We start from the raw sequence: 18,780 nt of genomic DNA, 5'->3' as shown, positions 1-18,780 counted from the left end.
CTTTCCTGGCCATCACGGCAGCATTTCTCCGATTTTCTGTATGTTTTTTATGCGCTTACCAGAATTTACTGTGCATGCGCAGAAACTCCAATTGAACCAAAATTAGAATCATTTTAATTCGAGATTCAAATCGAGTGATGCACAAAGGATACCGCAATGTTTGCTGGTCAAAAGCTGCCCAATGTTACCTTCCGCACCCGCGTTCGCGACGAAAGCGTAGGAGGCCCTAACCCGTTCCGATGGCAAGACATGTCCACTCAGGACTATTTCGCGGGTAAACGTGTTATTCTTTTCTCTCTGCCAGGTGCGTTCACCCCAACCTGCTCCACCTACCAGCTGCCGGGCTTTGAAAAAGGCTTTGGCGACTTTGCAGAGCAAGGTATCGAAGACATCTATTGCATGTCTGTGAATGACAGCTTTGTCATGAACAAATGGGCTGAGAACCAGAACCTAGAGAACGTTAAGGTCATCCCAGATGGGTCCGGCGAATTCACCCGCAAAGTTGGCATGCTGGTGGACAAAGATAACCTTGGTTTCGGCATGCGGTCCTGGCGTTATGCGGCGATCATCAATGATGGCGTTGTCGAAGCGTGGTTCGAAGAGCCGGGCCGTGATGACAACCACCCAGAAGACCCATACGGGGAAAGCTCTCCTGAGAACCTGCTAAAACACCTGCAGGCAAAAGCAGAGGTGGCCGCTTAAGCCCCCCGCTTTCTTTCTGATGCGAAGCCCGGTAGTCCTTGTGACCACCGGGCTTTTTTATGCCCGGCTTTTTCATGGGGAGATATTCGTGCACATCAGATCATTGGACCATTTGGTTTTGACCGTCGCCTCAATTGAGGAAACCTGTGCGTTCTACCAAGATGTATTGGGTATGCGTGTCAGCGAATTCGCAGGCGGTCGCAAAGCGCTGCATTTTGGCGATCAAAAGTTCAACCTGCATGAGGCGGGCAATGAATTTGAACCCAAAGCCAAATCCCCGATACCCGGCAGCGCAGACTTTTGTCTTCTAACGGATACGCCTATCGAAGAGGTATTCAACCATCTTAAGGCGCTGGAAATCCCAATTGTAGACGGAATTGTCGATCGAACAGGCGCAACGGGTGCGCTCCGCTCGATCTATATTCGAGACCCCGACCAAAACTTGGTCGAGATCTCTGAGCTGCAATAGGATCTACCCTATAAATTCATGGGCATCGGACGCCTGGTTCGCGTAGTGGTGACACAGTCGCGTCAAAGCGATCCGCAAGACCACTTTGCCGGATCGCGCGGGCCAACCCAGACGTTTCTCGACACTTTCCATGCCCTCTTGGTGGCAGCAGCACCGCAAAGCGACATCAGAGAGCCCTTCCCCAAGCATCTCAAGCGCTGCATTCAGGCGTGTTTGGGCGTTTTGGCCTTTTGGATAGCTCGACCCATGGTGGCCCGTCGTGCCAGCGGTCAGGAAGCGATCCCAGTTTTGCGACACCGCTGTCCCAATCTGGCTTAACTCAAAGTCTTCGCGCAACCGTTCCGAGGCGGCAACCAAATCCTGCCCAAGGAACGGCTGCCCCCCCTTGTCTTTGCGCCGCGCCAGTACGGCCACGGGGCTCTCATGGGTTGAAAAGCGCACGCGCCGTTTTTGGCTTTGGTCGGCGCTTGCCGCCTCGAACGCGACTTGATCGTCCCCAAACCCAGATCGTGCATTGCTCTGGAATGCCATCAAACGTGCCAATTCAGCACGACCTTCTGCGGTGATTTGATAGCGCGAAATACGACCCTGTGACTTGCAGCTAATCCAATCTTTTAGCGCCATGGCGCGCGCCACTGGGCGGTCGACCACAGCAGTGCGTTTTGCAGTACCATTTGGCAGGTCTCGTACCACCACTGCCTTTTCCATGTCTTTTGCGAAGGCCAGCACAGACCCCTCATCGCTCAACCTTTGGAGGATTTCCAAAGCCGCTTTTCCAAGCTCTGCGTCACTGACACTTGTTTCTGGGTCGTGTACATTCATGGGGGATGCCTCCGTCTGAAGGCCCGCCCGGGGAAGATCGGAAACGCTCAAACTCAAAGACCACAACGCTTCGTCAATCAACGGGTCATCACGCTTGGTCTCAACACGCCGGATCTGGCGCATAACCGTAGACGGATGCACATCAGATTGACGCGCCAATGCTCTGATAGAAATTCCTTTTTCAATATGAGCTAAGTACCGAATTGCATTTTGCGGCACCCAGTTTGGAACAGAAGAGAGAGAATATTCCGCCCGCCAATGTTTCGTCATTCTTTCCCCCGGTGGGTCACTGTTGGTGTTTGTTACCCACAGAAGTTCTCCCAGAAATCAGAAAAAACCTAGGTCGCAGAGGTTACCCATGCGTTAACAATTGCAGGTGAGACCGAGTTTGTTTCCAAATCCTAAACAGTTATGAAACGCCCAGTCCGCAGCGAACGGGCCTGACGCAACACCCGATAAAGTTGTGCAATCCTGATCATCCCTTCACTCGAAAGGATGCGAAGATGCAGGATATTATGAATCGCGTGGCACGGCTCAATCGGCCGCGCCTCCTCGTACGGACCGCGAAAGCAGCGGCGATGGATTACAAACGGGAACGCCACCTGGCGCGGCTCTTGCCGGGCAAGAATGTCGCGCGTCACAGCGAGGCCATCTTATTGCTGTTGGAATTAGAACGGGACTTCGACGACCGCCGCCGCGCCAATGGCGCGGGCTACTCCTTAGCGGATCATCTAGATGTGATGATCGCTTTGGTGGCGGAGGTCCGTCTGTTTAGGTCGTCCCAGCAAGAGCGCGTGGCACTTATTCCAGAGCGTCCGGCATAGAGGCCTTCTTCTCAGTAACAAATGCGCGCAGCTTTGTTTCGATCATTGGATCAAGCGGCGGCTGCTTGTAAGCCTCAAGCTGGCTTTTGACGCGTAGGGCCGCAAGCATCTGAGTGTCCCGCTCCCCGTCTTCTTGCCAGGTTTCAAAAGGCTTATAATCCAGCAGCTCCGTGCGCCAGAATGCGTCTTGGTAATTGGCTTGGGTATGCGCAGCACCAAGGTAATGGCCACCCGGCCCGACCTCGTTCAAAGCGTCCATACCCTGCCCGTTTTCATCCATGGCAACGCCTTTAGCGAATTTATGAAGCACACCCAACTGGTCCGCATCCATCACAAACTTCTCAAAGGACGACACCAGACCGCCTTCAAGCCAGCCACAGCTGTGCAACATAAAGTTCACGCCGCCCAGCATCGCGGCGTTATGCGTGTGGGCGGTTTCATAGGCTGCCTGAGCATCCGGCAATTTTGAGCCGCAGAGACCACCACCAGAGCGGAACGGCAAGCCCATGCGGCGTGCTAGTTGCCCTGCCCCATAAAGGATTTGGCTCGCTTCTGGTGTCCCAAAGGTCGGCGCACCAGATCCCATATCGATGGATGTCACGAAGGCTCCAAAGATGACCGGAGCACCGGGACGGCAAAGTTGGTTATAGGCAATCCCCGCCAGCACTTCGGCCAACACTTGTGTCAGCGTCCCAGCCACCGACACCGGCGCCATCGCGCCACCAACGATGAATGGGGACACAATACAGGCTTGGTTGTTTTCCGCATAAACCTCCATCGCGCCCATCATGATGTCATCAAATGTCAGCGGCGAGTTGATGTTGATCAGCGAGGTCATCACGGTGTTTTGCTGCACGAATTCCTCACCAAAGAGGATGCTGCACATGTCAACAGAATCTTGCGCGCGGCTTGGTGCGGTAACCGATCCCATGAACGGTTTGTCGGAATAAACCATATGGGCCAGAAGCATATCCAAGTGGCGTTTGTTCACCGCCACATCGGTTGGCTCACAAACGGTGCCGCCAGAATGGTGAAGCCATTTGCTCATGTAACCAAGCTTCACGAATTTCTCGAAATCCGCCATTGTCGCGTAGCGACGCCCGCCATCCAGGTCGCGCACAAAGGGTGGCCCATAGACCGGCGCGCACACAAGATTGTCGCCGCCAATCACCACAGAACGTTCTGGGTTGCGCGCGTGTTGCGTGAAGCTGCTAGGCGCTGTCTTACAAAGCTCTCGCGCCAGACCTTTTGGAATGCGCACGCGGTGCCCATCGATTTTCGCGCCAGCCGCGGCCCAACGCTCTAGCGCTTTTGGGTTTTCCGGGAAATCCACGCCAATTTCTTCAAGCACCGTTTCCGCATTTGCTTCGATCACCTGCAGCGCCGCCTCGTCGAGGATCTCATAGACCGGCACGTTGCGCTCGATATATTTCGCAGTTTCAAAGCTGACCGCCGTCCGTTCCGCCCGCCGTGCGGCGCCGCCACCGCTACGGGATCGACGGCGCGGTGCCGAGCGCGGTGGAATTTCGGAAGACGTGTCGGAAGAGCTGGGTGCCATACGCGTGGGCTCCTGTTGCCATATGCTGTTTTTGTCTCTGTATTCTAACACCTAGCCCAAACTCAGACCCGCCTCGGAAAGGAAGCGTCACTATTGTGTAAAAAGCGACATTGGGTATTGGGGAAGCGACGAAACCACCGATAAATGGGACTTTTGCCCATGTGAGCTGATCTTTTACCCTTTCAAGTCGGGAAAGTCGCGAACCCGGCTGCAGAGGCTTGCGAAATCACGCGCTTTGGCCTATGCGGCAGGCATGACAGAGACATCCCACGACCGCCTTCTTATCATCGACTTTGGCAGCCAGGTAACGCAGCTGATTGCACGCCGCCTGCGCGAGCTGAATGTCTATTGTGAAATCCACCCATATCAGAACGTCACGATGGATCTCGTGCGTGAACTGGCCCCGAAAGCGGTCATTTTCTCTGGTGGCCCAGACAGCGTGACCCGCGAGGGCAGCCCACGCGCGCCGCAAGAGATTTTTGACTATGGCGTGCCAATTCTTGGCATCTGCTACGGTCAGCAAACCATGATGACCCAGTTGGGTGGTAAAGTGGAAAGCGGTCATGGCACCGCAGAGTTTGGCCGCGCCTTTGTGACCCCACAGAATAAACTCGACATTCTGGATGGCTGGTTCGCGGATGGCGACGAACAGGTCTGGATGTCCCACGGCGATCACGTCTCTGAAATCGCTCCGGGGTTTGAAGTCTACGGCACCTCCCCGAACGCGCCTTATGCGATCACAGCGGATGTCTCTCGCCATTTCTATGCGGTGCAGTTCCACCCAGAAGTACACCACACGCCAAATGGCGCGAAGCTTTACGAGAACTTCGTGAAACTGGCGGGCTTCAAAGGCGACTGGACCATGGGCGCTTACCGCGAAATCATGATCGAGAAGATCCGCGAACAGGTTGGCGACAAAAAAGTCATCTGTGGTCTCTCTGGCGGTGTCGACAGCTCTGTTGCTGCGGTTCTGATCCACGAAGCCATCGGCGATCAACTGACCTGTGTGTTTGTGGACCACGGTCTGCTGCGCAAAGGCGAAGCAGAAGAAGTCGTCACCATGTTCCGTGACAACTACAATATGCAACTCATCCACGCGGATGAGCAGGAGCTGTTCCTTGGCGAGTTGGACGGCCAGTCTGATCCGGAAACCAAGCGAAAGATCATTGGTAAGCTCTTCATCGACGTGTTCCAAAAACACGCAGACACGATTGATGGCGCAGAATTCTTGGCACAAGGCACGCTCTATCCAGATGTGATCGAGTCCGTGTCTTTCTCAGGCGGCCCATCGGTCACCATCAAGAGCCACCACAATGTGGGCGGCCTGCCTGAAAAGATGGGCCTCAAACTGGTCGAGCCCCTGCGCGAACTCTTCAAAGACGAAGTGCGTGCTTTGGGCCGCGAATTGGGTCTGCCGCAAAGCTTCATTGGCCGTCACCCTTTCCCGGGTCCGGGTCTGGCGATCCGTTGCCCGGGCGAGATCACCCGCGAAAAGCTCGACATCCTGCGCGAAGCAGATGCGGTCTATATCGACCAAATCCGCAAACACGGTCTTTATGATGAGATCTGGCAAGCCTTTGTCGCGATCCTGCCGGTGCGCACTGTTGGCGTCATGGGCGATGGCCGGACATATGACTATGCTTGCGCCCTGCGTGCGGTCACGTCTGTGGATGGCATGACAGCGGATTACTACCCGTTCACCCACGAGTTCCTTGGTGAAACCGCCACGCGGATCATCAATGAGGTCAAAGGCATCAACCGCTGCACCTACGACATCACCTCCAAGCCTCCCGGCACGATTGAGTGGGAATAACGAGACTTTTAGCAAAGCCCTTCGGGGCTTTGTTTCGTTTATACCTGCCTTTTTCTCACAACCGCGAGCGGCAAAAGCAACGCCTCCGCTTCTTCTTTGTTTAAATACTCAAATCGACAACTTCACCATTTGTCGCCCTCGCAAATTGTGTAATCTGCCAATCAAGAACACACCCAACTGCAGGCCTCACACATTCCCATGACAGATCTTCCGCCCCACATCGTTGTCACCGGCGCAAGCGGGTTTGTTGGCACCCATGTCATGCGGTCTTTGGCAGCCGCTGGAGAGCACCCCGTAGGACTTTGCCGCAAACGCACACCGGGGCTGGTCGATGGGTTTGACCTCACCAATGTTGGCGATCTTTCCAAAGTGCTTACGGGCGCCAAAACGGTCATCCACTGCGCCGCGCGCGTACATGGCAAAGAAAACCCAGCCACAGAGCTTGAGGATCAACGCAGAGCCAATCGCGACGGCACCGCAGAGCTGCTGCGGCAGGCAGAAGCAGCGGGAATGGACCACTTCATTTTTCTCTCCACCATTGCAGTTTTTGGCGTTGATCATTCCGACCAAGTGATTTCAAACGATCACCCAACCAATCCTCAAACCGCTTACGCCACAGCCAAGTTGGAAGCCGAAGAGATCCTGCGCAAAAGCCCTATGCGCACAACGATCTTGCGTGTCCCCCAAGTCTACGGCCCCCATGCGCCGGGCCTCTGGGGCAAATACCTGCGGATGGCGGCCAAACCCTATCCGCTACCGTTTGATTTTGTGGGCAATCGCCGCAGCATGATTGCGGTGCAAAACCTTGCTGATCTCATTACCTACTGCGCGCAAACCGATGACGTCCCAGACATCATCCTTGCCACCGATCACCAAGACATCGGCACAACACAGGTGTTCAACGATCTTAGAAAAGCCATGGGCAAACCCCGCCGGCTATTTACTGCACCCAAACCCGTGATGCGCGCAGCCGCGAGCCTCATGCGGCGGCGATACCTCTATGAGCAGCTCTTTCTGTCGCTTCGCTTTGAGCCGACCCCCTGCGGCTGGACCCCGCCATTAAGCCCAGAAGAGGCTTTGGCGCGCTGCATAAAGCTCAAATAGTCCTTTCGCCGCTTCAAGAATTCCGCCAAGGTCCGGCGAAATGAAAATCGCGAGCCCTCAATGAGCCCATATGTCAAAGCCGCCCTTTGGATGAGCGGCGCCATTGTCTCTTTCATGTCTATGGCCGTTGCCGGGCGCTCTGCGAGCGCGGAACTCGACACGTTCGAGATCATGACCTATCGCAGCTTCATTGGTCTCTTCATTATGGCGCTGGCCATTACTGCGACGGGACGCTGGAACCGGATTTCCACCCGGAACCTGAAACTCCACACGTTCCGCAATGTCTCGCACTTCACCGGACAGAATCTTTGGTTTTACGCGCTGACATTGATGCCCATGGCTCAGCTCTTTGCGTTTGAGTTCACCACTCCGATCTGGGTGATCCTGTTGTCGCCTTTGATGCTTGGCACAAAACTGCGTTGGCCGGGCCTCATGGCCGCGCTTTTGGCATTCGTAGGAATCTTGATCATCACCCGCCCGGGTGCAGAACCCTTTGGCGCTGGTGTCTGGGCAGGGCTTGGTTGCGCCATTGGCTTTGCCTTGACATATTTCTACACCAAGAAGCTTCTGGAGCACGAAAGCATCTACGCAATCCTCTTTATGATGACTGCAATGCAGGCCGCGTTCAGCGTGATCTTCGCAGGTTATGACGGGGACATTGCCTGGCCCACCAACGCGATGATTGCCCCGCTACTTGTGGTCTCGATCACCGGATTGGTGGCGCATTTATGCATCTCAATGGCCCTCAAATTTGCCCCTGCGTCAGTCTGCGCACCCATCGAATTTTTCCGCCTTCCAGCCATCGCAGTGGTCGGCGCCATGCTCTACAACGAGCCGCTGGACCCGCTAGTCCTGATCGGAGCCATTTTCATTTTTGGCGGTAACTATTTGAATATATTGTCAGAAATGAAAAGTGACGTAAAATAACTTTACGGTAGACTGACCAGTTTAACGTTTGGTCAACCGTTGACGTGCACGTCAAGCAATCCGTAGCTTATCACATGATTTTGAAACACGTGGGGAGGCGTGGACGAATGCAGGCATGGAAATTGGCCGCTGGCATGGCAGTAGCGGCATCAACGGCGACCGCAGGTGGCATTGAGCGTACGGCGCAATCGGTTGCTCCGATTTTTGAAGATGGAAACTACTTTGAATTTTCGGTCGGAAGCGTTCAGCCAGAGATCACAGGCTCGGTCGCGGGCACGGCATCTGGTAATATGGCCGCCGACTACACGCAAGTTGGTTTCGCGTATAAACACCAATTTAGCGAGAAGCTAAGCTTCGCTTTGATTTACGACCAACCCTATGGTGCGGACGTCGCTTATCCATCTGGAACAGGCTATTCCTTTGCAGGGGCGACAGCGGAACTCAACACCTCAGCTCTGACCGGTGTTCTGCGCTATAAGGTCAACGATAACTTTAGCGTTCATGGCGGTCTGCGCTATCAGACTATGGAAGCAGCCATTGCGATCCCAGTGCTGGCCGGAAACATTGCGGGCTATGAAGCAGTCGGAGAAAGCGATGGCGCCACGGGTTACCTCGTCGGTGTGGCTTATGAGATTCCGGACATCGCTCTGCGGGTTGCACTGACCTATAACTCATCTATCAAACACGAGAACGTAACAACGGAAAGCGCGGGTTTTGGTGCGATTTCGATCCCATCGACCGTTACTGAAATCAACGCACCGCAATCGGTAAACCTGGATTTCCAAACAGGTATTGCGAAGGACACGTTGCTTTTCGGTGGCGTCCGTTGGGTTGATTGGTCAGAGTTTGACATCACACCAACGCTCTTCACCACCGGTGTTTCTCCGGGAAGCTCGCTGGTGGCTTATGACAATGACACCTACACCTACAACATCGGTGTTGGCCGTCGTTTCACTGAAAACTTCGCGGCCTCTGTATCCATGAGCTATGAAGCATCTCAAGGTGGCATCTCGTCAAACCTTGGCCCAACAGATGGCAAATTCGGCGTCACGATCGGCGGTCGCTACACAATGGACAATGTAACGATTTCCGGCGGGATCAATTACACATGGATTGGGGATGCAAATACAAATGCATTGGCACCCCCAGCAGCTGCGACGCTGATTCAATCTGACTTCAACGACAACAGCGCGATCGGTGTTGGTCTACGCGTAGGCGTGACTTTCTAAATTCGCGGCGTAACGATTAAAAAGATGTAATAGTCCTAAACCCTGCCTCTTGAGGCGGGGTTTTCTTTTGGAACAATTCTCAAGCGCTCTGTGTTGACCGGCTCGCCGCGTAAGGCTACCAACGATCAACCAATTTTGAGGCCCGAGATGATCTACAAATCCGCAGATGACTGGCGCGCTGCCAAGCACAAGAAAGTGTTGCTCTTTGCCATGTCAGGCCTTGGAAAGACACATGTTTCCAACATGTTGCGCGACAGTGGTGAATGGTTTCATTACTCGGTCGACTACCGCATCGGCACCCGTTACATGGGCGAACATATCGCTGACAATGCCAAAGCTGAGGCGATGAAGGTCCCGTTTCTACGCGAGCTTCTGCTGAGCGACAGCATCTATATTGGCTCTAACATCACCTTCAATAACCTTGCCCCGCTGTCCACCTATCTCGGCAAGCCGGGCAATCCGGACAAAGGTGGTGTGGCATTTGAGGAATACATGCGCCGCCAAGCGCAGCACCGCGAGGCGGAACTCGCAGCGCTCATGGACACCATGCATTTCAGTGAACGGGCCCAATCCCTTTACGGCTATGACCATTTTGTCTGTGATACGGGCGGGTCGATCTGCGAAGTGGTTGATCCAGAGGACCCCAATGACCCGATCCTAAAGGCGCTTTCTGAGAACACATTGATGGTGTGGATCAAAGGTTCTGATGCCCATACTGAAGAGCTGGTCAAACGCTTCGACCGCGCTCCTAAGCCTATGTATTACCAGCCAGAATTTCTGAATGCCCGCTGGGACGAATTCCTAGAAAAAGAGGGCTGCAGTTCTGACGAGGTTGACCCGGACGCCTTCGTGCGGTGGGCCTATTCACAAGCGCTTGCGCACCGCCAGCCACGCTATGAAGCCATGGCAAATTGGGGCGTGACTGTCTGTGCGTCTGATGTAGCCAAAGTCAAATCTGTGTCAGACTTTGATACCCTGATCGCGGATGCCCTTGAGCGCAGCGCCTAACTGCCTTAAATAGGCTTTCCAATATATAGGAAACCTGTCCAATGCCCATTAAACTGCCCTCTGACCTGCCTGCTTTCGACGTGCTTTCGCGCGAAGGCGTTATGGTCATGTCAGAAGATCAGGCAGCGCGGCAGGATATCCGCCCTATTCGCATCGGTCTTTTGAACCTGATGCCGAAGAAAATTCAGACGGAGAACCAATTCGCCCGCCTGATCGGAGCCACTGCATTGCAGATCGAGCTTACGCTGATCCGCATGAGTGAGCACAAGACCAAGAACACGGCCGCCGAACATATGGCAGAGTTCTACCGCTCGTTTGAAGAGGTGAAGGCTTCTGGTGAGAAGTTTGACGGTCTGATCATCACCGGCGCGCCGATTGAGCATCTTCCGTTTGAAGATGTCACCTATTGGGACGAGCTGTGTGAGGTCTTTGACTGGACCCAAACCCATGTGCACTCCACCTTTGGCGTGTGCTGGGGCGGCATGGCGATGATCAACTATTTCCACGGTGTGAAGAAGCACATGTTGGATGCGAAGGCGTTTGGCTGTTTCCGTCACAAGAACCTGGATCCGGCCAGCCATTATCTGCGTGGTTTTTCAGATGATTGCGTGATCCCGGTCAGCCGCTGGACTGAAATGAAACAGGACGAAATTGACACGGTACCAGCGCTGAAAACCCTGTTGGGGAGCGATGACACTGGTCCGTGTCTGGTCGAAGATAAAGAGCATCGCGCGCTCTATATCTTCAACCATTTCGAATATGACAGTGAAACGCTGAAACAAGAATATGATCGTGACGTGGCCGAGGGCACTACCATTAACGTGCCATCGAACTACTATCCTGATGATGATCCAAGCCAACCGCCGCAAAACCGCTGGCGCAGCCATGCGCATTTGCTCTACGGCAACTGGATCACAGAAGTATATGAAACCACGCATTATGATCTGAATGAAATTGGCAGTTAAACTGTTCATTTTTCTTGTGATTCTTGTGATCGCCTTTGTGCGGTCACTGTCTGGAAAGCCGGTGCAAACGAAGCCCGAGCTGAAAGCAATTACCCGCCTGAAGGTCAACTCTTGGACATCGACGGTGTCCAAGTTCATGCGGTTGTGCGTGGCGAAGGGCCTGATCTGGTACTGATCCACGGCTCCTCTGGCAGCACCCGCGATTTCACATTCGCTTTGGTGGAACGGCTTGCACCGGATTTCCGGGTTATCGTCTTTGATCGCCCGGGTCTTGGCTATACAGGCACCATTGAGGACCCAACGATCGAACGCCAAGCAGACCTCCTTGGAAAAGCCGCCGCACAGCTAGGAGCGCCCAAACCAATTGTGTTGGGACAAAGCTATGGCGGCTCCGTCGCACTGGCATGGGCTGTAAACCATCCAGATGATCTATCTGCTTTGGTCACACTCGCCTCACCAGCACTCCCTTGGACCACAGGATTGTCGACCTTCTACAAAACGCTTTCAAACCCGATACTTGGCCCAATCACCGCACCGCTGATCACCGCATGGGTCAGCAGGGATCGCGTGACCCAAGGGGTCGAAAGCGTTTTTGCGCCCCAATCGGCGCCCAAAGGGTATGGCGACTATTTCGGCCCGGGCCTCACCCTGCGCCGTGCATCACTGCGGGCCAATGCAATCCAAAGGGCGCGTCTATTGAATGAAATCAAATCTCTATCCTTGCGGTATGAGGCGATAAGCGTACCCATGGAAATCGTTCACGGCGATGCGGACACGACGGTCGGGCTCCACATCCACTCCCGCCCCCTTGCCGCGCGCCTAGACCAAGCAAACCTAACGGTTTTAGAAGGCGTTGGTCATATGCCCCATCACGTGGCGGAAGATGACATCATTGCCGCAATCAAACGCGCTTCACACCGCGCTGCATTGCACTAGCCCCATCCCATTGCCATATTAAGAAAAAATGGAGGCCTTTCATGGAGCTACCCTTTGATGGTGCGATCAGCGAATTCTACAAAACCGGTGCGCCGGACGCCGTTCGCACGGCCATCGCGGAGGCAGGCAAAGGCGATATCATAGACAGCTCTTATCCCCATTCAGACCGCATGGGCCGTAAGGACTATGAGAAAGAAATGGAAGCGCTCCAGATCGAGCTGGTGAAACTACAGGCTTGGGCCAAAGAAAGTGGCGCGCGCATTGCAATTGTGTTCGAAGGCCGGGATGCTGCCGGAAAAGGCGGCACCATCAAACGGTTTCGGGAGAACCTAAATCCGCGCGGCGCGCGGGTTGTGGCGCTGTCAAAGCCCTCGGACACCGAACGCACAGAATGGTATTTCCAACGCTATATCAAACACATGCCCTCGGCAGGTGAACTGGTTTTCTTTGACCGCAGCTGGTACAATCGAGGCGTTGTTGAGAAGGTGTTTGGCTTCTGCTCAGACGATCAGCGCGAACATTTCTTCACGCAGGTCTCTGAATTTGAAAAAATGTTGGTGGATGACGGCATCCTGCTCTTTAAATTCTGGCTCAACGTGGGCCGCGCCGAACAGCTGCGCCGTTTTATGGCGCGTGAAAGCGATCCATTGAAACAATGGAAGCTCAGCTGGATTGACGTCGAAGGTTTGAAAAAATGGGACGACTACAGCGCCGCGATCCAAGAGACATTGCAGCGCTCGGACTGCCCAGAGGCCCCTTGGACAGTCGTGCGCAGTGACGACAAACGCCGTGCGCGTTTAAGTGCCATCCGCCATGTGCTCGGCCAAATCGACTATGACCGCAAAGATGAAAAGGCTGTTGGTACATGCGACGCCAAAGTCTGCGGCCCCAAGGACATCTGGAATGCCTAAACGCGGCTATCACCACGGCAACCTGCGCCAAGCGCTGGTGGAAGGCGCTCTGACCCTGATTGAGGCCAAAGGTCCAACAGGCTTCACCCTGTCTGAGGCGGCCAAACAGGCGGGCGTGACCCCTGCTGCGGTTTACCGCCACTTTGAGGGTCGTGAAGACCTCATTGCCGAAGCTGCCCGCCAAGGCTATGAAATCTTTGCGGATTTGATGCAGTTTGCCTATGACAAAGGCCAACCTTCCGCGCTTGCCAGCTTTGAAGCAACGGGCCGCGCCTACCTCGCTTTTGCACGCAAATATCCTGGCCACTATATCGCGATGTTTGAAAGCGGAATATCCGTCAACCGCACACCGGAACTCGCCGCCGTCGCCGCCCGTGCTCGTGGTGTCATGGAACGCGCGGCGGCAGACCTATCAGAACATATCCCCCCAGAGAAACGCCCACCGGCGAGCATGTTCTCCGCCCATATCTGGGCAATGAGCCACGGGGTTGTCGAACTTTTTGCCCGGAACTCACCGGGCACCCAAAGCCCGTTTCCGCCCGAGGATTTGTTGGAGACTGGGATTGGCGTATATTTAAGAGGACTTGGATTAATCAAACCGGATTCATGAAATTTATTCTCAGAAAAATTCTTCCTGAAAAACATTACATCAATTTCGAAATTTGGCTTATTGAACACCCTGGAGCATTCCATTCCGCCTTTTGGTTAACATTCGCAATCTTGATATTTTACTTTGCTTTTCGCCCTCAGCCCTATGTGTTCCGGGGATACATTCGTGCGGAAGTAATGAGTATCCATGACGGAACGAGCGACAATGGATTTTCAGCAATAGCGCGAGTTAAACTCCCTGATGGCAGCTTCGCACTTACGTCTACCAGATCGATTACTTTGGCTTCAGATGCTGTAGAAACAGTCTGCCTTGAAACGCGAGAACTTCAAAACGGCGTTCAACGCTATCTTTGGGTTGCTCAAATTAAATGTGCACCTGACTAATCAATCGCTTTTCGGTAACAAAAAGGGCCGCCCGAAGGCAGCCCTTTCCGTAAACATATACCAGTCGCGATTAACGCTTGGAGAACTGGAAGGAACGACGCGCTTTGCGGCGACCGAACTTCTTACGTTCAACAACACGGCTGTCGCGTGTCAGGAAGCCAGCGGCTTTCAACGCGCCACGCAGGGATGGTTCATAAAGCTGCAGAGCTTTAGAGATACCATGCTTAACCGCGCCCGCTTGACCGGACAGACCGCCACCTTTCACGGTTGCGTATACGTCGAATTCACCTTCAACGCCTGCAACAGAGAATGGCTGTGCCAGGATCATTTGCAGAACCGGACGTGCGAAATATTCGTTCTGTGGCTTGCCGTTTACGACGACTTTACCGGAACCTGGCTTGATCCAAACGCGGGCAACCGCGTCTTTACGTTTACCAGTTGCATAAGAACGGCCCAGCTCGTCACGAACAGGCTCGCGAGGTGCTGCAACTTCTACAACAGCTTCTTCGCCTGCAACTGCGGACAGCTCTTCAAGAGAATTGATTTGATCAGTCATGATTAGCTCCGCGTGTTCTTAGAGTTCTTGGACGCAACGTCCAGAACTTCTGGAGATTGTGCTTCATGCGGGTGCTCAGCACCAGCATAGACGCGCAGGTTGGTCATGATCTGACGGGACAGGCGGTTGCCTGGCAGCATGCGCTTAACCGCTTGGGTGACAACACGCTCTGGGAACTTGCCTTCCAGGATTTGCTCCGCAGTGCGGGACTTGATGCCGCCTGGGTGGCCTGTGTGCCAGTAGTAGTTCTTGTCGGAACGTTTCTTGCCGGTCAGCTGAATCTTGTCAGCGTTGATGACAATCACGTTGTCGCCGCAATCCATGTGCGGTGTGAAAGACGGCTTATGTTTGCCGCGCAGACGAGTGGCAACGATCGATGCAAGACGGCCCAGCACGATGCCTTCGGCGTCGATGATGATCCATTTCTTCTCGATGTCTGCCGGAGTAGCAGAAAAGGTTTTCATTTTGGTCTACCTAAGTTTGGTGACAAACAACGTGGCAAAGCACGCTGTCTAAAAGCGATGGGCGGGTTATAAAGGGGTTTGAGGCACAGTCAAGCGCAACAATCCTTAATTTATCCTTAATTTTCAATAGCTTAAAAAATAGGTATTATTTTACCCCATCTTTTCTCGCCATTTTCTTAGGTCGAAAAGCTTCTTGGTGGGTTATCCAAGAGCGCGCGGATTATTTTGATGCCTTCCTCAAAACGCCCCTGTTCCATTTGTCCATTCAGAGCGACGCGCACCGCATGGACAGCCCGTCCTTCGCGCAAGGTGAATTCATCCGCCGATTTCATTTCTACGCCACGCGCTTCTGCAGCCTGTGCAAAAGCAGGCGCACGCCAGCCGCTAGGAAGTTCTACCCAAACCAGCGGTACATCACTGCGCCAGCGGATTGGGTACCCCCCCAATTGGTTCACTACAAATCGCAAGTCTTCATTTATCTTAGCTTGCACCTTTTTAATGATACCCGGCAATTTGGGATTGGACATGACGTGTGCAAAAGCCTCCGTCAGCATGCTGGACACACCAAAATGACTAAACTGAGCGCTGCGCAGCATTTCCCCCACCCAACCATTGGGCGGAACTGTGAACCCAATGCGCAAGCTGGGAGACACGAGCTTTGATGGAGAGCTGATATACCACCCATGATCCGGCAGCAGCGCGCGATAGCTTTCCGCACTGTGGCGACCGGTGTTGTAACAATCATCATCCAAAATATGCAGACCATGGCGCGACGCGACATCCGCGATCTCCCGACGACGACGCGCACTTGTAGACCGAGTGGTGGGGTTATTTGTCTCAGCAGAGGTACAATACAAAGCAGCCCCGGTGGATTGTACCAATTTGTCCAGAGCCTGCGGATCGGGCCCCTCTCCATCCCAAGGCACCCCAACCACCCGAGCGCGACATAATTCCGCCCCGCGCCGGAAACCAGAGAAGGTGACTTCGTCAACCAGAACCACCGGATCATTGCCGCGCAGCACTGCCTGCATGACATGCAAAATTGCGTTTTGACCGCCATGGGTGATCACGATGTCATCTAACGTGTAGTGACCAATTGGTGCGTCTTTCATCCATGCAACGAAAGCTTTACGAGCCGCTAGGTTTGTCTCTCGTTTTGGATATTGCATCAATGCGTTAGCAGGCAAACTTGATGCGACTTTGCGCAACGCGTCTCTGATCAAATCTTCTTGTCCCATATTCGGAATGCGTGGGCTGAAAAAATCAATCATGCCACCCGTATCGACATTCGCCACCTTAGCACGCAAGTCTGCGACATAGGTGCCTCGGCCAACGCCTGCGGTCAAAACGCCATCTTCGACCAGCAAAGAATAAGCGCGCGCGACGGTGCCCGGCGTGATCTCCAGCCGATAGGCCAACTCGCGCACAGGGGGTAATTTCTGACCCGGCTCCAATGCGCCATCAGCTATGCCCTTGTTGATACAATCGATCAAAGCACGGTATTTTGCGCGGCCCGATTGCTCCAAAAGCGGTTGCCAGTTTGTACCCATTACAATGTTTTCCTAGACCGAACAATTTTCGCATTGTACCTAAAATTCGTAATACACCTGCTGCTTTGTATCAATACAATTTATCAGGCAACCGTTACAAAACCGCTACGAAAACGCGCCCGCCAATACAGGCTGTGGAGCAACATTCGAAGCGGCTGTTTCGGTTTAGGAATGAGCGCTTGAGCTTCCGCTGAACTTTGTCCTGGAAGCAAAGGCGTGATGCGGCATCGGTGTCACTCCCGACGTCGCGGTTGCACTGGGCAACCACATCTTCTGACGGACGCAAACCCCGTTGGACGTCAGAAACCACTTTAAGCCGGGGCTTGTCCCCGGCCTTTTTTTTCGACCGAGACCGCTAGGATTTTTCGGGTGGAATGGAATAGGTCAGGCTCGCATGGGCCACGAGCCCCTCCTGCCCTTCTGAACGCAAAGAAACACTCACAACAGACAAGCTGCGCCCAAGTTTCAAAAGCTCTGCGGTCGCCACAAGATCCCGATCCGCGACGGGTTTGCGCATAAAATCGATAGAACAATGGGTGGTCACAGCCAGTGCCTTTCGACCAACGCAAGCAAGCGTCGCCACATAGGCAGACACGTCAGCCAAAGCAAACATTGTGGGCCCGGACACTGTGCCGCCGGGCCGCAAGTGCTGATCTTCGACCATAAGGCGCATCACAGTGGTTTTGCCATCCAAATGATCCAGCAAGAAGCTGCCTTTGATCTGCGGAAACACTTCATCGAGATACGCTTGCATCTCTTCAATGCTCATCACTGCCTGCATCACATCCTCCTTAACGCCGTAACGTTTTTTTGCACGGTGCTTTGCTTGCGGCACCGTGCCCCTTACGCTTGCGGCAATCTGGGAGGAGAACAAGATGGCAATTTTAGAACGTTGCGACACTGGCGCGATTGCGCGGCTGACATTGAACATACCGGAACGCCTGAATTGCCTGTCAGATGAAATGCTTGCGGCTTTGCAAAGCGAACTTGACACCATCGCGAGTGAAGTGAGCATTCGCGTTGTTATCCTTTCTGGAGCCGGCAAAGCCTTCTGCGCCGGGCATGATCTCAAACAGATGACCGCTGGGCGTCAGTCTGAGGACGGCGGCAAAGCCTATTTCGCGGATCTCTTCGCGCGATGCACGAAACTGATGCTCACGATCCAATCCATTCCTCAGCCCGTGATCGCAGAAGTCCACGGCATCGCCACCGCGGCGGGCTGCCAACTTGTCGCCACATGCGATATGGCGGTTGCCGCAGAGAACACAAAGTTCGGAGTGAACGGTATTAATATCGGTTTGTTCTGTTCGACCCCAATGGTGGCCCTGACCCGCAATATCCCGCGCAAAAAGGCATTTGAGATGTTGACCACCGGTCGCTTTGCCTCCGCCCAAGAAGCCGAAGCGATGGGCCTGATCAACCGAGCGGTCCCCCATGATCAGCTTGCCGACGAAACAGAAGCGCTCGCCTCCAAGGTCGCTGAAAAGCTCGGCTCTGTGGTGAAAATCGGCAAAGAAGCGTTCTATGCGCAAGCCACGATGACCACATCAGACGCTTATGATTATGCGGGCGACGTCATGGTGCAAAACATGCTCTTCAAAGACACCGAAGAAGGAATCGCGGCCTTTTTGGACAAGCGTTCGCCCAAGTGGTCACAATAAGCAGTAATCTACCGAAAATCGGCGCAAATCCCCGGTCAATTGTGGCAAAAACATGGCGATCCACGCCGTAAAACAATCATTAGCCACGCTTCAACCCATTGTTTTTTGGCCATTTCCCCCGGTTCTATGCAATTTTAGGTATTGTTTCCCATATTGCGCCCTATTTTTTCCCAGATTGGGCTAGCGCGATGAAATTCCGCGTGTCATAACCGGGTTAACGAAGACGAAATCATTTGATGGCACTTCGTTAGATGAACCATTGGGTCGCTGAACGGCGGACGGTCCCTC

20 protein-coding genes are annotated in these 18,780 nt (G+C 53.9%); 14 read left to right on the top strand and 6 right to left on the bottom strand.

The window, feature by feature from the left end; translation table 11 throughout:
* Window positions 1–156: 156 nt before the first annotated feature.
* Window positions 157–702 carry a peroxiredoxin gene (locus TA5113_RS13750; RefSeq protein ID WP_058314326.1) on the top strand — a complete coding sequence of 182 codons (546 nt, stop codon included), beginning with the start codon at window positions 157–159 and terminating at the stop codon, window positions 700–702.
* An 88-nt stretch (window positions 703–790) separates the two neighbouring features.
* Window positions 791–1,171, top strand: a complete 381-nt coding sequence (locus TA5113_RS13745; protein ID WP_058314495.1) for a VOC family protein — start codon at window positions 791–793, stop codon at window positions 1,169–1,171.
* A 3-nt stretch (window positions 1,172–1,174) separates the two neighbouring features.
* Here TA5113_RS13745 and TA5113_RS13740 read toward each other — a convergent pair whose 3' ends face one another.
* The gene (locus tag TA5113_RS13740; protein WP_058314327.1) at window positions 1,175–2,263 is read right to left on the bottom strand and encodes a DUF6456 domain-containing protein; all 1,089 of its coding nucleotides are present in this window, start codon (window positions 2,261–2,263) and stop codon (window positions 1,175–1,177) included.
* Window positions 2,264–2,496: 233 nt separating this feature from the next.
* Between TA5113_RS13740 and TA5113_RS13735 the strand changes: the two genes are divergently transcribed.
* On the top strand, window positions 2,497–2,817 hold the full coding sequence (locus TA5113_RS13735; protein ID WP_181949472.1) for a DUF6477 family protein: 321 nt from the start codon (window positions 2,497–2,499) through the stop codon (window positions 2,815–2,817).
* On the opposite strand, the gene TA5113_RS13730 is transcribed toward TA5113_RS13735, so the two are convergent.
* A complete protein-coding gene (locus TA5113_RS13730; protein ID WP_058314328.1) occupies window positions 2,795–4,375 on the bottom strand; it encodes a trimethylamine methyltransferase family protein in 1,581 nt (526 codons plus the stop codon). The two genes, TA5113_RS13735 and TA5113_RS13730, sit on opposite strands and share 23 nt — an antisense overlap.
* A gap of 253 nt (window positions 4,376–4,628) precedes the next feature.
* On the opposite strand from TA5113_RS13730, the gene guaA reads away from it, so the two are divergent.
* From guaA to TA5113_RS13680, 10 genes are all read left to right on the top strand, one after another.
* Window positions 4,629–6,188 carry a glutamine-hydrolyzing GMP synthase gene (gene guaA, locus TA5113_RS13725; protein WP_058314329.1) on the top strand — a complete coding sequence of 520 codons (1,560 nt, stop codon included), beginning with the start codon at window positions 4,629–4,631 and terminating at the stop codon, window positions 6,186–6,188.
* Window positions 6,189–6,386: 198 nt separating this feature from the next.
* Window positions 6,387–7,292: an NAD-dependent epimerase/dehydratase family protein gene (locus TA5113_RS13720; RefSeq protein WP_058314330.1), complete on the top strand. Its 906-nt coding sequence runs from the start codon at window positions 6,387–6,389 to the stop codon at window positions 7,290–7,292.
* Window positions 7,293–7,352: 60 nt separating this feature from the next.
* Entirely contained in the window at window positions 7,353–8,219 is an 867-nt protein-coding gene (locus tag TA5113_RS13715) for a DMT family transporter (RefSeq protein WP_058314331.1), read from the top strand.
* Window positions 8,220–8,326: 107 nt separating this feature from the next.
* Window positions 8,327–9,448: an OmpP1/FadL family transporter gene (locus TA5113_RS13710; RefSeq protein ID WP_058314332.1), complete on the top strand. Its 1,122-nt coding sequence runs from the start codon at window positions 8,327–8,329 to the stop codon at window positions 9,446–9,448.
* Between the two features lie 147 nt (window positions 9,449–9,595).
* Window positions 9,596–10,456, top strand: a complete 861-nt coding sequence (locus TA5113_RS13705; RefSeq protein ID WP_058314333.1) for a hypothetical protein — start codon at window positions 9,596–9,598, stop codon at window positions 10,454–10,456.
* Window positions 10,457–10,497: 41 nt separating this feature from the next.
* Window positions 10,498–11,421, top strand: a complete 924-nt coding sequence (gene metA / locus TA5113_RS13700) for a homoserine O-acetyltransferase MetA (protein WP_058314334.1) — start codon at window positions 10,498–10,500, stop codon at window positions 11,419–11,421.
* A 111-nt stretch (window positions 11,422–11,532) separates the two neighbouring features.
* Complete coding sequence (locus TA5113_RS13695) at window positions 11,533–12,357, top strand: alpha/beta fold hydrolase (protein ID WP_306338672.1); 825 nt, start codon at window positions 11,533–11,535, stop codon at window positions 12,355–12,357.
* 41 nt (window positions 12,358–12,398) lie between these two features.
* Window positions 12,399–13,268 carry a polyphosphate kinase 2 gene (gene ppk2 / locus TA5113_RS13690; RefSeq protein WP_058314336.1) on the top strand — a complete coding sequence of 290 codons (870 nt, stop codon included), beginning with the start codon at window positions 12,399–12,401 and terminating at the stop codon, window positions 13,266–13,268.
* Entirely contained in the window at window positions 13,261–13,878 is a 618-nt protein-coding gene (locus TA5113_RS13685; RefSeq protein WP_058314337.1) for a TetR/AcrR family transcriptional regulator, read from the top strand. The genes ppk2 and TA5113_RS13685 overlap by 8 nt, the downstream gene beginning before the upstream one ends.
* Window positions 13,875–14,261 carry a hypothetical protein gene (locus tag TA5113_RS13680; RefSeq protein ID WP_058314338.1) on the top strand — a complete coding sequence of 129 codons (387 nt, stop codon included), beginning with the start codon at window positions 13,875–13,877 and terminating at the stop codon, window positions 14,259–14,261. The genes TA5113_RS13685 and TA5113_RS13680 overlap by 4 nt, the downstream gene beginning before the upstream one ends.
* 70 nt (window positions 14,262–14,331) lie before the next feature.
* Here TA5113_RS13680 and rpsI read toward each other — a convergent pair whose 3' ends face one another.
* From rpsI to TA5113_RS13660, 4 genes are all read right to left on the bottom strand, one after another.
* Window positions 14,332–14,817: a 30S ribosomal protein S9 gene (rpsI, locus tag TA5113_RS13675; protein WP_058314339.1), complete on the bottom strand. Its 486-nt coding sequence runs from the start codon at window positions 14,815–14,817 to the stop codon at window positions 14,332–14,334.
* A gap of 2 nt (window positions 14,818–14,819) precedes the next feature.
* Complete coding sequence (gene rplM / locus TA5113_RS13670; RefSeq protein ID WP_058314340.1) at window positions 14,820–15,281, bottom strand: 50S ribosomal protein L13; 462 nt, start codon at window positions 15,279–15,281, stop codon at window positions 14,820–14,822.
* A 176-nt stretch (window positions 15,282–15,457) separates the two neighbouring features.
* On the bottom strand, window positions 15,458–16,831 hold the full coding sequence (locus tag TA5113_RS13665) for an aminotransferase-like domain-containing protein (protein ID WP_058314341.1): 1,374 nt from the start codon (window positions 16,829–16,831) through the stop codon (window positions 15,458–15,460).
* 355 nt (window positions 16,832–17,186) lie between these two features.
* The gene (locus TA5113_RS13660; protein ID WP_058314496.1) at window positions 17,187–17,612 is read right to left on the bottom strand and encodes a PaaI family thioesterase; all 426 of its coding nucleotides are present in this window, start codon (window positions 17,610–17,612) and stop codon (window positions 17,187–17,189) included.
* Between the two features lie 94 nt (window positions 17,613–17,706).
* On the opposite strand from TA5113_RS13660, the gene TA5113_RS13655 reads away from it, so the two are divergent.
* The gene (locus tag TA5113_RS13655; protein ID WP_058314497.1) at window positions 17,707–18,492 is read left to right on the top strand and encodes an enoyl-CoA hydratase; all 786 of its coding nucleotides are present in this window, start codon (window positions 17,707–17,709) and stop codon (window positions 18,490–18,492) included.
* Window positions 18,493–18,780 lie beyond the last annotated feature (288 nt).

Source organism: Cognatishimia activa (assembly GCF_001458335.1).
In the GTDB taxonomy this organism is placed as follows: Bacteria; Pseudomonadota; Alphaproteobacteria; order Rhodobacterales; family Rhodobacteraceae; genus Cognatishimia; species Cognatishimia activa.
This window is presented reverse-complemented; position numbering and strand designations above follow the sequence as displayed.

Bases quoted from the DNA above. Each gene is read 5' to 3' on its own strand.
- TA5113_RS13740 (WP_058314327.1), bottom strand. From the start codon at position 2,263: ATGACGAAACATTGGCGGGCGGAATATTCTCTCTCTTCTGTTCCAAAC.
- rpsI (WP_058314339.1), bottom strand. From the start codon at position 14,817: ATGACTGATCAAATCAATTCTCTTGAAGAGCTGTCCGCAGTTGCAGGC.
- TA5113_RS13715 (WP_058314331.1), top strand. From the start codon at position 7,353: ATGAGCCCATATGTCAAAGCCGCCCTTTGGATGAGCGGCGCCATTGTC.
- ppk2 (WP_058314336.1), top strand. From the start codon at position 12,399: ATGGAGCTACCCTTTGATGGTGCGATCAGCGAATTCTACAAAACCGGT.
- TA5113_RS13680 (WP_058314338.1), top strand. From the start codon at position 13,875: ATGAAATTTATTCTCAGAAAAATTCTTCCTGAAAAACATTACATCAAT.
- guaA (WP_058314329.1), top strand. From the start codon at position 4,629: ATGACAGAGACATCCCACGACCGCCTTCTTATCATCGACTTTGGCAGC.
- TA5113_RS13660 (WP_058314496.1), bottom strand. From the start codon at position 17,612: ATGCAGGCAGTGATGAGCATTGAAGAGATGCAAGCGTATCTCGATGAA.
- rplM (WP_058314340.1), bottom strand. From the start codon at position 15,281: ATGAAAACCTTTTCTGCTACTCCGGCAGACATCGAGAAGAAATGGATC.
- TA5113_RS13705 (WP_058314333.1), top strand. From the start codon at position 9,596: ATGATCTACAAATCCGCAGATGACTGGCGCGCTGCCAAGCACAAGAAA.
- TA5113_RS13665 (WP_058314341.1), bottom strand. From the start codon at position 16,831: ATGGGTACAAACTGGCAACCGCTTTTGGAGCAATCGGGCCGCGCAAAA.
- TA5113_RS13750 (WP_058314326.1), top strand. From the start codon at position 157: ATGTTTGCTGGTCAAAAGCTGCCCAATGTTACCTTCCGCACCCGCGTT.
- TA5113_RS13710 (WP_058314332.1), top strand. From the start codon at position 8,327: ATGCAGGCATGGAAATTGGCCGCTGGCATGGCAGTAGCGGCATCAACG.
- TA5113_RS13655 (WP_058314497.1), top strand. From the start codon at position 17,707: ATGGCAATTTTAGAACGTTGCGACACTGGCGCGATTGCGCGGCTGACA.
- TA5113_RS13720 (WP_058314330.1), top strand. From the start codon at position 6,387: ATGACAGATCTTCCGCCCCACATCGTTGTCACCGGCGCAAGCGGGTTT.
- TA5113_RS13730 (WP_058314328.1), bottom strand. From the start codon at position 4,375: ATGGCACCCAGCTCTTCCGACACGTCTTCCGAAATTCCACCGCGCTCG.
- TA5113_RS13735 (WP_181949472.1), top strand. From the start codon at position 2,497: ATGCAGGATATTATGAATCGCGTGGCACGGCTCAATCGGCCGCGCCTC.
- TA5113_RS13685 (WP_058314337.1), top strand. From the start codon at position 13,261: ATGCCTAAACGCGGCTATCACCACGGCAACCTGCGCCAAGCGCTGGTG.
- metA (WP_058314334.1), top strand. From the start codon at position 10,498: ATGCCCATTAAACTGCCCTCTGACCTGCCTGCTTTCGACGTGCTTTCG.